We start from the raw sequence: 13,174 nt of genomic DNA, 5'->3' as shown, positions 1-13,174 counted from the left end.
TCCCCGCGGGTCCTCCGGGCCCGGCTACAGTGAGACGGCATACCGGTCGTCGCACTCGCGCCGGACACCTGGAGGACCTTTGGCATCGAACGCCGCCGGCTACGAACCGGTCGACTTCCACCCCTCGCGCTACACCCAGGCGCGGCTGACGAACAAGCAGTGGGTGGCGGGGATCATCCGCTCCAGCGGGGGGATCAGCCGGTCGGACATCGCGCTGCGGACCGGGATCTCGAAGTCCGGCGTCGCCGCCCTGGTCGGCGAACTGCTCGCCGAGCGCCTGGTCGACGAGGTCTTCGAGGGCGGTCGTCACCAGGAGCACGACCGCGACGACGATCGTGATCGCGACCGCCGGAGGCGCTTCGGCAAGCTCCGGCCGGTGCTGCCGGACGTGCTGATCGCGACCGTGCAGTTCGACCACGAGGGCATCACCGCGGTGGTCGCGACCATGTCCTGCGAGCCGCTCGGCCGCGCATCCGCCCCGGCCAGGATCAACACCTCCCCCGGCCCGCTGCTCGACACCGCCGCCGGGCTCGTGACCGGGGTGCTCGCCACGCTCGAGCGCCCGGAACCGCTGGACGCGGTCGTCGTCACCCTCCCCGGGCCGATCGACAAGGCCACCGGCCGGGTGCGCTCGCCGAGCGTGCTCTCGGCCTGGGCCGACATCGACCCGGCCGCCGAGCTCGGCCGCCGCCTCGGGGTCGCCGTGCACGTCGACAACGACGCCGACCTGGGGGCCTGGGGCGAACTCGTCGAGGGCGCCGGCCGGTCGTACGGCGACTTCCTCTACGTCGAGGCCTCGCGGGGCATCGGCGCCGGCCTGGTGCTCGACGGCGCGGTCTACCGCGGGGCCGCCGGGATCGCGGGCGAGATCGGGCACAACCAGGTCGACCCCGCCGGCCCGCTCTGTCGTTGCGGGCAGAACGGCTGCCTCGAGGTGGTGGCCTCCAGCGGGCCGGTGCTCGCGAAGCTCCGGGCCGTGCGCGACGACGAGGCCGGGATGCTCGCCCTCCACGACTTCGACGACGGCGTGAGCGCCCGCATCCTCCGCGAAGCCGGACACACCCTCGGCCGGGTGCTCGCCGAGGCGTGCAACCTGCTCAACCCGCAGGCGATCGTGATCGGCGGACAGCTCGGGAGCGCCCACGAGTCCTACCTCGAGGGCGTCCGCGAGGCGATCCGGCGCTTCGCACAGCCCGTCATCGCCGAGGGGCTGGGCGTGGTGGCCGCGGAGCTCGGCGAGTCGAGCGCGTCGACCGGGGCGCTCATCCGGGCCCGGCATCTGGTCTTCGACCACGAGTTCCGGCTCGAGCTCGGCGGGACCTCGCTGCCGCGGCACGCGACGGGCGAGCTCACCGTCGACCCGGGAACGCGGGCGGCAAGCGCTCTGGCGTGAACGGATTCTGGACTTCTGACGCCCCGCGAGCAGCCATAGTGCATCCATAAGGACAATTTCAGGACTTGACACCCCAATGGGGGCACACCTTAGAGTTGCCTGTGATCACAGTTAGTGGTCAGCGGTCACACAAAGGAGTGAATATGGGGTCACGAGTCCATCCGAAGGGCGGGCGAAGGGCTCTCGCCGGCGGAATCATCGGAGCGGTGGCCGCGGGGCCGCTGCTCGCCAGCGGGATCATCGCGGGCCCGGCGGCCGCCGCCGAGGTGCAGCCCGACCTCGGGACGCGCACGGCCGACATCATCACCGTCGACGGTCTGCAGTTCCGCGACCTCGACGGCAGCGGCGACCTGACGCCCTACGAGGACTGGCGTCTGACCTCCTCCGAGCGTGCCGCCGACCTCGTCGGCCGCCTCGACCTCGCGCAGAAGGCCGGCCTGCTGATGCACGCCAGCCTCACCGGCCAGGGCACCTACGACCTGAACTCGTTCAACGGCTTCCTGCAGAACGGTCACATCACCACCTACATCTCCCGGCTCGGCGTCGACGCCGTCACGCTGGCCGAGCAGCACAACACCCTCCAGCAGCTCGCCGAGGCGCAGCCCTTCGGCATCCCGCTGCTGATCAGCACCGACCCCCGCTCGGGCTTCACCGTCACCGAGGGCCAGACCGTCTCCAACGGCGACTTCACCCCCTTCCCGGACGCGATCGGCATGGGCGCCGTGAACGACCCGGCGCTGACCCAGCAGATGGGCGACATCATCCGCGAGGAGTACGCGGCCGTCGGCATCCGCGAGGCCCTCTCGCCCCAGGCCGACATCGCGACCGAGCCGCGCTGGACCCGCATCAACGGCACCTTCGGGTCGGTCGGTGTGGATGCGAAGAGCCAGGTCGCCGCCTACGTCACCGGCCTGCAGGGCGGCACCGAGGGCATCGGCCCCGACAGCGTCGCGACCGTCGTCAAGCACTGGGTCGGCTACGGCGCCCAGCAGAACGGCTACGACAGCCACTACTACTACGGCCGCTACGCGACCTTCCCCGGCGACAACTTCGCCGAGCACGTGATCCCCTACGAGGGCGCGTTCGAATCCGGCGCCGCGGGCATCATGCCCACGTACTCGATCCTCAAGGACCTCTCGATCGACGGCACGCCGCTCGAGCAGGTCGGCGCCGGGCACAACGAGTTCCTGCTGCAGGATCTGCTGCGCGGCCAGTACGGCTTCGACGGCGTGATCACCTCCGACTGGGGCATCGCCAACGACTGCCCGCAGGAGTGCCTCGACCGGCGCCCGCCGGCATCCTTCGTCGGACCGTGGGGTGCGGGAATGCCCTGGGGCGTGGAGAACCTGACGCTGCCCCAGCGCTACGCCAGCGCGATCAACGCCGGGGTCGACATCATCGGCGGCAGCGACAAGCCGCAGAACGTCGTCGACGCCGTGAACCTGGGCTACCTGAGCGACGCGCGGGTCACCGAGGCCGCGGCCCGGGTGCTCACGCAGAAGTTCGACCTCGGCCTGTTCGAGAACCCGTACGTCGACCCGGCCGTGGCCGATGAGGTCGTCGGCTCGGCCGCATCCCGTGCGGTGGGTCTCGACGCGCAGCAGCGCTCGCTGACCCTGCTGGAGAACGAGGGCGACGCCCTTCCGCTCGGCGCCGGCGCCGGCCGCACCGTGTTCCTCTCCGGCATCACCGACGCCGCGGCCGTGGCCGCAGGCTTCGTGCCGGTCACCGACCCCGCCGCTGCGGACGTCGCGATCGTGCGCCTCACCGACCCGCGCGGAGGGAACGACCTGACCGACCTCAACTTCACCGGTCAGGAAGCCGACTTCCAGGCGCTCGCCGCCGCCCACGCGGCCGGTGCGCTCACCATCGCGGTGCCGCAGCTGTCCCGCCCGCTCGTGCTCGGCAACGTGCTCGAGAACTCGGACGCGGTGCTCGCCGCCTACGGCGCCTCGGACGAAGCCGTGCTCAATGTGCTGACCGGCGTCGCGTCGCCCCAGGGCACGCTGCCGTTCGAGCTGCCGTCGAGCATGGCCGAGGTGGCCGCGCAGTACTCCGACGTGCCGAACGACACGGCGAACCCCCTGTTCGCCTACCGGGCCGGGCTCTCCTACGCCGACCCGGCCGGCACCCCCGCACCGACCACGACGCCCGCGCCCGGCACCCCCGGCTCGAACGTCGCGGCCGACGGCAGCGGCGCGCTCGCCGCGACCGGTCTGCCGGCCGGTGCGATCCTCGCGATCGGCAGTGTCGTGATGGCGGCCGGAGCGGTTCTGGTCTGGCGCGTCGTGCGTCGTCGCCGGGTCGCATAACGCCGGGTTCCGTCGACAGATAGACAGACAAGAGGACCGGGCGCCCCAGGGCGTCCGGTCCTCTTGTCGTCCGCGGTCGTGCGCGGGGTCAGTGCTCCTTCTTGATCACGAAGTACGAGCCGCGGATGGTGCCGGCGAGCTTGGACCGCTGCCGGGCGAACTTGAATCGGTCGGCGAGCTCGGCCGGCACCTCCATCCCGTCGGAGAGCTTGAACCCGACCGCACGCTTGCCGCCGGCCTCCACCGCGTACATCACATTGACCGAGAGGCCGCTCTCGTAGAAGACGTAGGCCATCCGGAGGCCCTCGACCTCGAACTCGGTGGCCTCCAGCGGCGTCGAGTCGATGACCAGCTCCTTCTCGTCCTTCAGGATGCCGTGCACCCAGTCGATGATCGCCTGCGCGGCGGGCTCGTCGGCGGCCAGCACCGTGAAGGTGTGGTCGTACTTGTTCTTGTAGTAGCGGGCCTCGTTGGCGCGGAGGCCGGCGAGGGCGTCGACGACCGGCGACGATTCCAGGCCGACGGGGGAGACGGTGACGAAGTCGACCTCGTATGCCATGACGTGCGTCCTCTCGGTCCGGCGGCCGTCCTGGTCGCCGCATCCATCATGGCGCGCCCGGGGCGAGAACGCGACGAAGCCGGATGGTCGCGGCGGATGCCTCCGAGAGGCCGAGGGGGCCTGGGGAGCGCGCTCCGGCGGGTGGTGCCGGAGCGCGCCCCGGGTCAGGCGCGGCGGTCGCGGCGGCGGCGCACGAGGAGGAATCCGCCCGCGGCGGTCAGCAGCGCGCCGATCGCGACGATCGGCAGCACGACCGCGCCGGTCGACGCGAGGTCTCCCGAGCGCGGGTCGGCCGAGGCGGGCGACGAGCCGCCGCCGTCACCGGCGCCGGGTGTGCCGGATCCCGCCGGTCCCGGCGTGGGTGTCGGAGTCGGGGTCGTACCGGGCTCCGTCGGCTCGGGCGTCGGCACCGCGACGTCCAGCGGCACCGTGCGGTAGGGCGTCAGCGACACCGGGCCGAGAAGGCCAGTACGTTGCACGGGGGGCAGCTGGTAGTTGCTGTCTCCGGTCGCCCGCACCGCGTTGAACATGGTCGTCGCGACCCGCACGGTGAGGGTGTTCGCGCCGGGCCGGAGCGTGCCGCCCAGATCGATCCGCCCGCGGTCGGACTGGTCGACCGTCACGGCGACGCCGTTCACCTGCACCTGTGCCGTGTCGAGCACGTCGCCGAGAGAGAGGTACGCCCCGTCGTCGGGGGTCCAGTCGGCGCCGAGGTCGATCGTGGTGCTGTAGGTGCCGATGCCCGAGGCGTTCCTCAGGTCGACCGGGGCCGACAGCTCCGACCACGCCGGAAGGCCTCCGCCGTCGGTCGCCGGCACGGCGAACGACGGCGCATCCGTCTTCACCGTCGTGTAGGCGTTCTCGCCCGGACCCCAGGTCTGGGCTGAGAGGGTCCAGTCCTCGAGGGCGCGCGGTTCGGCGAGCCCGTCGACCGTGGAGCGGAGGGTGCGGCCGTCGCTCAGCTCGGTGCGGAACACCCCGTCCGACTCCGCACGGAGGGTGAGCCCGCCCGGCTCGGCCCCGCCGACCACGGCGGCGTCGCTCCGCACGGCGTGGACGGATGCGGTGACCGGCCACGGGCTGCCTGCGGCTGCGGCGGTCGCCGGGTCGACGAGCGCGATCACGGCTTTGTCGTACGGGGCGATCCTCACCGGGACCGTGACCCCGGAGCCGTCGGCGTCCACCGTGTACTGGGTGATCGGGGTGATGGTCCCGGTCCAGGTGTCGAGGGCGTAGGGCAGGCCGGATCCGCGGAGTGTCAGGTTCTGTGCGACCTCGGCGGCCGACCGGTTGTAGACGAAGTCGTAGGTCGTGTCACCGGCGTCCCGGCGCACGGTGCCCAGTGCATCCGTCGTCTCCTCGGGGGTCACGGTCGGCAGGATGCCCGCACCGGCCAGAGCGGCCGGCAGGCCGGACTCGTCCGGGACGCGGGTCACCGAGGGTTCGGCGAGCAGCGCGGTCACCGTGGCCGAGAGGGCCGCCGGGTCGTCTCCGGCTCCCGTCGGCTCGGTGGGCGCGAGACCGACCACGAAGACGCGAAGGCCCTGGCGGGCGAGCGCGAGCAGTCGTTCGGCGGCCGGCAGCGACATCGTCCGCTGGTCGTTCAGCACGATCGCGTCGTAGTCGGCGGTGTCGGCGAAGAGGCCGCCGTCGGCATCCGGCGCGAGGCCCGGTCGGAGCAAGTGCGACGGGGCGACGTAGTCGTAGCTGTAGCCGGCCCGGGAGGTCGCCGACCCGGTGCCGAGCAGGTGTTGATCGGGCTGCTGGTCGCCGACCGAGCTGCCGGCGAGACCGAGATCCTCGTAGTAGACCCCGAGATCGAGCCGGCTCTGCCCCGCGCGGAGGATCAGCTGGGTGCGTGCCAGGCTGTCGTTGATCGCCCGGTAGTCCTCCCAGCTGGCCTGGCGGGGGCCGAAGGCGTCGTTGACGTTGAGCGCGCCGAAGATGTCCCACGGGTTGTAGCCGGGCCAGGTGCCGCCGTCGCGGCCGCTCGTGCCGACGCCTTTCGGGGCGTCACGGTAGGGGTACCCGTGCCAGACGAGCTGGTTGACGCCTCCGGCGTAGGCCTTGTAGACGCTGTCGAGGAGGCCCTGGGTGTACTTGCCGCCGACCTGGGAGCCGTCGCCGCCCTGCCCGTACTGGCCGCCGACGTTCGGGCCCGCGACGCTGGACCGGTACCCGCCGAGGAAGGCCGCGCAGCACTCGACCGAGACCACGTCGTTGCCCGCGAGGTTCGCCCCCGCACTGACGACGCGGTAGTCCTGTTCGGCGCCCACGGGGTTGGGGCTGCCGAAGTTGAGCGACTCGCCCTCGGGGATGCCGGCTGCCGAGGAGGCGGTGCCGGTGGCGATGGGGGTGCCGTAGGCCTGCACCCGGAAGTCGAGCCCGTGCGTCTGCGCCCAGGCCTGCATCGGGGTCACGTACTCGTCGACGTAGAGGTCGCCGACCGTCTGGCGGTAGTCGTCGCGGACCTTCTCGCCGATGCTGCCGGCGAAGTCGAAGGCGGGTGTCGCGGTGCCCTGCACGCCGATGCCGGCGATCGCCGGGAGCAGCAGCGTCGGGTCGTAGCCGCGGCGTTCGGTGAAGGAGTCGAGTAGCCCCCAGGTCCACTTCTGTGAGGTGCCGAGCTCGAGCGAATCCTCGAAGACGGCGCCCCGCCCGATGCGGTCGAGATTGGCCTGCACGGCCGGGGTCAGGACGTTCTCGTCCCAGAAGTCGGACTGGATGCGCACGCCCCCGACCCCGAGGTGGTCCACCACGTAGTTCGGCTGCGTCGCGGTGTAGCCGCCGCGCTGGGCGATCAGACCGGAGGGCGCCTGGGTGAAATCGATCAGCACCCACGGATTGCCGTTGCCGGCCGGGAACGAGTAGGCGAGCGTGCCCGCGTCGACCTGAGCGGTGACGTCGGCGACCGACTCGGGCACGAGTTGCACCGGGCCGGTGCCGCCCGGGCTGCAGGCGCCGGCGCACTGGGCGACGAGCGTGCGGATGCGCGTGGTGCGTGCCACGTCGACCACGGGTTCGCCGTTCGCGTGCGCCTGCGTGAGGGGCGAGACGGTGAGGGAGCCGCAGGCGGCGAGGCGGTCGCCCAGGCCGGTGACGGAGACCTGCTCGGCCGACGCGCCGGACCCGACGGTGATCGTGTCGCCGACCGCGAACCCGCCGACCGAGGCGACGCCGATCCGGGCGGCGCCCGCCGCGGCCGGCTCGCAGAAAGCGGTCGTGACCGAGGGCACCGCGGTGGCCGGTCGGGGGAGGGCTCCGTCGCGGCTCGCCCCGGCGGGCCGGTACTCGGTGGCGAAGAGAAGCTGCTGCTCGGCCTCGGGCTGGTTGAAGCTGTTGAGCGAGGGGACCGTCGGCGGGTACTGCGGCCCGAGGTTCTGGTCGACGCTGAGGCCGAGCTCGGCCGCCTCGCCCGTGATCACCTCCATCTTGTGCGCCCAGGCGGGGGTGCCCCAGCCGTACTGCACCAGGAAGGGGTTGCTCTGATTGCCCTGTCCGGGCACCACGAACGGGGCGACCTCGACCCCGCCCGCGCCCGCGGCGGCGATGTCGCGGAGTTCGTCGCGCAGCACGTCGTCGTCGACGTAGGCGAGGGGGAGCCAGTAGCGGTACAGCGGGCGCACGTCGCCCGCCGGATCGGCGAAACCCGATGCGGCGGATGCCGGCGCCGCGGCGGATGCGGCGTCTGCGGCGGCCGGGGCGGACGAGGCCGCTGCGGCGGAGGCGGATTGCGCCCCACCCTGGCCGAAAGCGGGGGCAAGGGGCGAGGCCAGCACGCAGGCGGCGACGGCGACGGCCGCCGCGCGACGGAGCCGGCGCGGCGGAGCGGAGGGAGCGGGACGGGAGATCACGGGTTCCTTTCGACGTTGAAACGATTCACCTTCGGCGCCGCCGCTGCCTTCGATGAAAGACTGCCGACGGGTCGCGATCCGGGTTCGATCGCACCTTAGCAAGAAAGCAGACGACGTATACAAAGTTTGGCGGAATGAGACCGGTGACAGAACGCGTATCCAATGCCGAGCGCACCGCTCGAGCCCGCCGTTCCATCCTCGAAGCGGCGGCCCGGCTCTTCGCGGCGGAGGGCTACGACGCCGTCGGCATCCGGGACGTCGCCGCCGCGGCGGAGGTCAATCCCGCCCTGGTCACCCGCCATTTCGGATCGAAGGAGAACCTGTTCCTGGAGTCGATCGACCCGGGGGAGCGGTGGCAGCGGCTTCTGGACGGTCCGATCTCCGATCTCGGGATCCGGGTCGTCGAGTCGGTGCTGCGCGACCGGAGGGACGGGTTGGAGGTGTTCGGATCGACCATCCGCGCGTCCTCGCGCCCGGACATCCGCGACCACCTGCGCGTGTCGATCGTGCAGCAGTTCGCGACGCCGCTGGTCGACCGGCTGGAGGGGCCGGGTGCCGAACTGCGCGCCCATCTGTTCGCAGCCCAGCTGATCGGCCTGATGGTGGCGCTGACGGTCTATGACGACGCCTCCCTCGTGGAGGCCCCGGCGGCAGAGGTCGTCGCCCTCTACGGGCGCGGCCTTCAATCGCTCCTGACCGGGCCGTGACCTTCGCAGGGCGGCCGACTTCCAAGAGAATTTTGAGCTACGGATGCTTGGCACTCGGTGGGAGAGAGTGCTAATTTTTCAGTAGTTGAGTCGAGGTGACTCAACCCCTGATCCGGAAGGAGATTGATCCATCATGGCTATGACCTTCGACCCCTTCAGCGAGCTCGACCGCCTCACCGCCGTCCTGCTCCAGTCCCGTCCGGGCCCCCGCGTCATGCCCGTCGACCTGTACCGCGACGCCGACCGGTACGTGCTGAACGCCGACCTGCCGGGTGTCGATCCGGGATCGGTCGACATCGACGTCGACGGCCAGCTGCTCACCATTCGGGCGCAGCGCACCGCCGGCAGCGCCGAGGGCGCCAAGTGGCTCGCCCAGGAGCGGCCCGCGGGGTCGTACCTGCGCCAGTTCAGCATCGGTGAGGGCGTCGACACGGCGGGCATCTCGGCGAGCTACGACAACGGTGTGCTCAGCGTCGTCATCCCGGTCAGCGAGCGTGCGAAGCCGCGCAAGATCCAGGTGCAGAGCCAGGCAGGCTCCGAGTCACCGGCGATGGCCGCGGCAAAGACCGCATCCGACGACCAGAGGACGTTGACGAGCTGACGAGTCGCGCCGGCAGCAGTTCGGGGCACCTCGGAGGAGCTCAGAGCAGCTCGAGGTAGGAGGCGCTGGCGGCAGCCCCGCCCAGTGCGAGCGCTCCGGCGAGCACGGCCGGACGCGAACCGGGGCCCTCGGCCGAGGAGGCCAGAGCGGCGACGGAGAGCGTTCCGGCCGTGTTCGCCGTCCAGCCGAGGTGGACGAGACGGCGTGCGCGCGCCTCCGTGCGGCGCGAGCGGGGTGCCCCTGCTCGAATACCGACGGCGATCGCCGCGGGGATCCAGGTGGCGAAACCGACGGCGGATGCTCCGGCGGTCAGAGCCGTCCCACTCCGGTGGCGATCCGCCGCCACGGCGGCCACGGCGGCCATGGCGGCCACAGCCGCGACAGCGGCCAGGTCGAGGGCGAGAACCATGACCAGCGCACCGGTGCGCGGGCGACGGGGCGTCACTGCATCCTCAGTCCTGCTGGGGCGTGCCCCGGTGGCTGCTCGGCGTCTGGTCACGCGGGATGGCCTCGTGCGGGGGTTCGTGCGAGCCGGGGGCGCGCGGCTTGCCGCGGGCGTCGTCGCCGCCGGTGCGCTCCTCCTCCGAGAGGTCGTCGAGGGTCAGCAGGCCGTCCGGGTCCAGGGGATCCTGCTCGCCGTTCAGCCGTCGGCCCAGCTGGGCCTTGTCGTCGTCGCTCGCCATGCTCTCACCCTGCCCCCGATCGTCGGCCGCGCACAGGGGCTCGCACAGAGCCGCACCGGGGGCGCGCACAGGGGCTCGGCTCAGCGGGACGCGTCGCGCGGGCGGGCGGCCTCGGCGAGGACGGTGGCCAGGGTGGTGGGATGGCGGAGCACCTGGAAGTGACCGCCGGTCGGCAGCTCGATGTTGCGGGCGCCCGGCAGCACGCTCGACTCCGGGATCATCTGGTCGAACCGGCCGAAGATCGAGGTGATCCGGTCGTTCACCAGATCCTCCGCCGAGAGCAGCGCCGTGACCGGGTCGCTCGCCCGGAACGCCCGGAGCGTGCGGTTCGGCGCCCACTCCGCGTAACGGCTGCCGGAGAACGGGGTGGCGACCGCCACCATCCGCACCAGCTTCCGCGCCGGATCCAGCTTCAGCATCGCGTACTTGCCGATCAGCCCGCCCTTGCTGTGCGCGGCCACGAAGACGTCGTCGAGCCCGTTCTCGTCGATGAAGCGGGCGACCGTCTCGGCGCTGTCGATCACGGGCCGCCGGTTGTGCCGCAGATCGGTGACGACGTAGACCGGATGCCCGGCGTCGTGCAGGTGCTCGACGATCTCGCGCATGAAGTACCAGGTCTCATAGACGCCCGGGATGACGACGCAGGGCCGCTTCGTGCCGGTGCGGTACTGCAGCGGGTCGATCCTCGACCCCATCCCGCCGAGCTGCAGCCGGACGGCCGCGAGGTAGTCCTCACCCAGCCAGCGGGCGCGATCGGGCCAGGGCGAGCTCATCGCACTCCGGCCCCGCTGAACGCCTCCACCTCGTCGGCGAAGGCCTGCGCCCGGGCGTCCTGCAGGATGTGACCGGCCCCGGGCAGTTCGACGAACCGGCCGTCCGGCGCCGCCCGCGTGAGGTCGAGGCACCACTCCCGGCCCGCGACCGGGTCGTGCTCCCCGCGCACCACGAGCACGGGGCAGTGGATGTCGCGGATCGCCTCGTCGAGCCGGTAGGCGAGCATCGCCTCGACCTCGGCGGCGAAGTAGCGCTGCCCGGTGCGGACGTAGTCGGCGATGTTGATCGCCGCCCCGTGCGGCGATTCGCGGGGGAAGTCCTTGAGCAGGTCGAAGGTCTGCTGCCTGGCCGTCCGTCGGCGCGGGTCGACGACCGGGGCGGCGAGCACGAGCCGCTCGACCAGGTCGGGCCGGAGCCGCGTGGCCTCGGCGGCGATCTGCGTCCCCATCGAATGGCCGATCAGGATGACGGGACCGGGCGCGACCCCGGGCTCCGCGAGCCGGGTCAGGATCGACGAGATCACCTCGGCGGCGTAGTCTTCCACCGACATCGGCGGCCGTTCGCCCTCCGCCATCCGCTCCTTCGCCTCCGGCGCCAACGGGAACCCGGCGAACCCGCTGAGATCCAGCGCCAGGACCGGCCGTCGGGCCTCGAGGGCCCGGGTGAAGCGGACGCTGTAGCGGTGCGACATCCCGATGCCGGGCACCAGGACGGCGGGCGGGCGGCCGGTCTCGGTCATCGCATCCTCTCGGTCGGAACGGGCTCGTCGTCGGACGACGGTCTCCTCCAGCATCGACCCCGTCGCCCCGATCGGCTCGTCGCCCCGGGAAAAAGGGGCGGGGTTTCCGCGACTTCTCAGGATCGTGACATCGGGGTGCGGAAGAGGGGTTACGGTGGCCGGGTGAACCGTCCATCCGCATCCACCGTCGGCGAGCTCCGGGCATCCGGGCACACCCAGAAGACCCTGCGCGCCGAGATCCGAGACAACCTGCTGAGCGCCCTGCGCGAGGGCCGCGACCCGTGGCCGGGCCTGCACGGCTTCGAGGCCACCGTCATCCCGCAGCTCGAACGGGCGCTGATCGCCGGGCACGACATCGTGCTGCTCGGCGAGCGCGGCCAGGGCAAGACCCGGCTGCTGCGCACCCTGCCGGGGCTGCTCGACGAGTGGACCCCGGTGATCGCCGGCTCCGAGCTCGGCGAGCACCCCTACGAGCCGATCACCAGCCAGAGCAAGCGGCTCGCCGAGAACCTCGGCGACAACCTGCCCATCGAGTGGCGGCACCGCGACGAGCGCTACGTCGAGAAGCTCGCCACCCCCGACACCAGCGTCGCCGACCTGATCGGCGACGTCGACCCGATGAAGGTCGCCGAGGGGCGGAGCCTGGGTGACCTCGAGACCATCCACTTCGGCCTGATCCCGCGGAGCCACCGGGGGATCGTCGCGATCAACGAACTGCCCGACCTGGCCGAACGCATCCAGGTCGCCATGCTCAACGTGATGGAGGAGCGCGACATCCAGATCCGCGGCTACGTGCTGCGCCTGCCGCTGGACGTGCTCGTCGTCGCGAGCGCCAACCCCGAGGACTACACCAACCGCGGCCGCATCATCACGCCGCTGAAGGACAGGTTCGGCGCCGAGATCCGCACGCACTACCCGACCGAGCTGGCCGACGAGATCGCGGTCATCCGCCAGGAGGCCGAGCTCGTGGCCGAGGTGCCGGACCACCTGGTCGAGATCCTCGCCCGCTTCACCCGCGCGCTCCGCGACTCGCCGGCCGTCGACCAGCGCAGCGGCGTCAGCGCCCGGTTCGCGATCGCGGGGGCCGAGACGATCGCGGCCGCCGCCATCCACCGCGCCACCCGGCAGGGCGAGGCCGAGGCCGTGGCCCGACCGGTCGACCTCGAGACGGCGGTCGACGTGCTCGGCGGCAAGATCGAGTTCGAGTCGGGGGAGGAGGGCCGGGAGGACGAGATCCTCGACCACCTGCTCCGCACCGCCACGGCCGAGGCCGTGCGCGCCCACTTCCGCGGCATCGACTTCTCGTTGCTCGTGGAGGCGCTGGAGAGCGGCGCCCTGGTCACCACCGGCGAGCAGGTGGCGGCCCGCGACTTCCTGGCGGGGCTGCCCCCGCTTGGCGAGTCCGAACTCTACGACGAGATCTGCGAGCGGCTCGACGCCCGGAACGACGGCGAGCGCGCCGGCGCCATCGAACTCGCCCTCGAAGGCCTCTACCTCGCCCGCCGGGTGAGCAAGGAGACCGGCGGCGGCGAGACCATCTACGGCTGAGGAG

The 13,174-nt window shown here is 72.0% G+C and carries 11 protein-coding genes; 5 read left to right on the top strand and 6 right to left on the bottom strand.

Annotation, left to right across the window (positions count from 1 at the left end; translation table 11 throughout):
* Positions 1-79 precede the first annotated feature (79 nt).
* On the top strand, positions 80-1,393 hold the full coding sequence (locus tag AC59HU_RS03960; protein WP_497222034.1) for an ROK family transcriptional regulator: 1,314 nt from the start codon (positions 80-82) through the stop codon (positions 1,391-1,393).
* A 143-nt stretch (positions 1,394-1,536) separates the two neighbouring features.
* Positions 1,537-3,705 carry a glycoside hydrolase family 3 protein gene (locus tag AC59HU_RS03955; RefSeq protein ID WP_497222033.1) on the top strand — a complete coding sequence of 723 codons (2,169 nt, stop codon included), beginning with the start codon at positions 1,537-1,539 and terminating at the stop codon, positions 3,703-3,705.
* A gap of 88 nt (positions 3,706-3,793) precedes the next feature.
* On the opposite strand, the gene AC59HU_RS03950 is transcribed toward AC59HU_RS03955, so the two are convergent.
* Positions 3,794-4,264 (bottom strand): DUF8821 family protein, encoded by a 471-nt coding sequence (locus tag AC59HU_RS03950; RefSeq protein ID WP_497222032.1) that lies wholly within the window; start codon positions 4,262-4,264, stop codon positions 3,794-3,796.
* 164 nt (positions 4,265-4,428) lie between these two features.
* Positions 4,429-8,118, bottom strand: coding sequence for a glycosyl hydrolase (locus tag AC59HU_RS03945; RefSeq protein WP_497222031.1), 3,690 nt, complete (start codon positions 8,116-8,118; stop codon positions 4,429-4,431).
* A 143-nt stretch (positions 8,119-8,261) separates the two neighbouring features.
* On the opposite strand from AC59HU_RS03945, the gene AC59HU_RS03940 reads away from it, so the two are divergent.
* Positions 8,262-8,825: a TetR/AcrR family transcriptional regulator gene (locus AC59HU_RS03940; RefSeq protein WP_497222030.1), complete on the top strand. Its 564-nt coding sequence runs from the start codon at positions 8,262-8,264 to the stop codon at positions 8,823-8,825.
* A 133-nt stretch (positions 8,826-8,958) separates the two neighbouring features.
* Positions 8,959-9,426, top strand: coding sequence for an Hsp20/alpha crystallin family protein (locus AC59HU_RS03935; protein ID WP_497222029.1), 468 nt, complete (start codon positions 8,959-8,961; stop codon positions 9,424-9,426).
* A gap of 40 nt (positions 9,427-9,466) precedes the next feature.
* Here the strand turns inward: AC59HU_RS03935 and AC59HU_RS03930 are convergent, their stop codons facing one another.
* The 4 genes from AC59HU_RS03930 to AC59HU_RS03915 form a co-directional block, all read right to left on the bottom strand.
* Positions 9,467-9,871, bottom strand: a complete 405-nt coding sequence (locus AC59HU_RS03930; protein WP_497222028.1) for a hypothetical protein — start codon at positions 9,869-9,871, stop codon at positions 9,467-9,469.
* A gap of 7 nt (positions 9,872-9,878) precedes the next feature.
* Positions 9,879-10,109 carry a hypothetical protein gene (locus AC59HU_RS03925; RefSeq protein ID WP_497222027.1) on the bottom strand — a complete coding sequence of 77 codons (231 nt, stop codon included), beginning with the start codon at positions 10,107-10,109 and terminating at the stop codon, positions 9,879-9,881.
* Positions 10,110-10,189: 80 nt separating this feature from the next.
* On the bottom strand, positions 10,190-10,882 hold the full coding sequence (locus AC59HU_RS03920; protein ID WP_497222026.1) for an esterase/lipase family protein: 693 nt from the start codon (positions 10,880-10,882) through the stop codon (positions 10,190-10,192).
* Positions 10,879-11,622: an alpha/beta fold hydrolase gene (locus AC59HU_RS03915; RefSeq protein WP_497222025.1), complete on the bottom strand. Its 744-nt coding sequence runs from the start codon at positions 11,620-11,622 to the stop codon at positions 10,879-10,881. Before AC59HU_RS03915 ends, AC59HU_RS03920 begins: the two co-directional genes overlap by 4 nt.
* A gap of 162 nt (positions 11,623-11,784) precedes the next feature.
* Between AC59HU_RS03915 and AC59HU_RS03910 the strand changes: the two genes are divergently transcribed.
* The gene (locus AC59HU_RS03910) at positions 11,785-13,170 is read left to right on the top strand and encodes a MoxR family ATPase (RefSeq protein WP_497222024.1); all 1,386 of its coding nucleotides are present in this window, start codon (positions 11,785-11,787) and stop codon (positions 13,168-13,170) included.
* Positions 13,171-13,174: the final 4 nt, after the last annotated feature.

This window comes from Herbiconiux sp. 320_LB, assembly GCF_059691755.1.
This window is presented reverse-complemented; position numbering and strand designations above follow the sequence as displayed.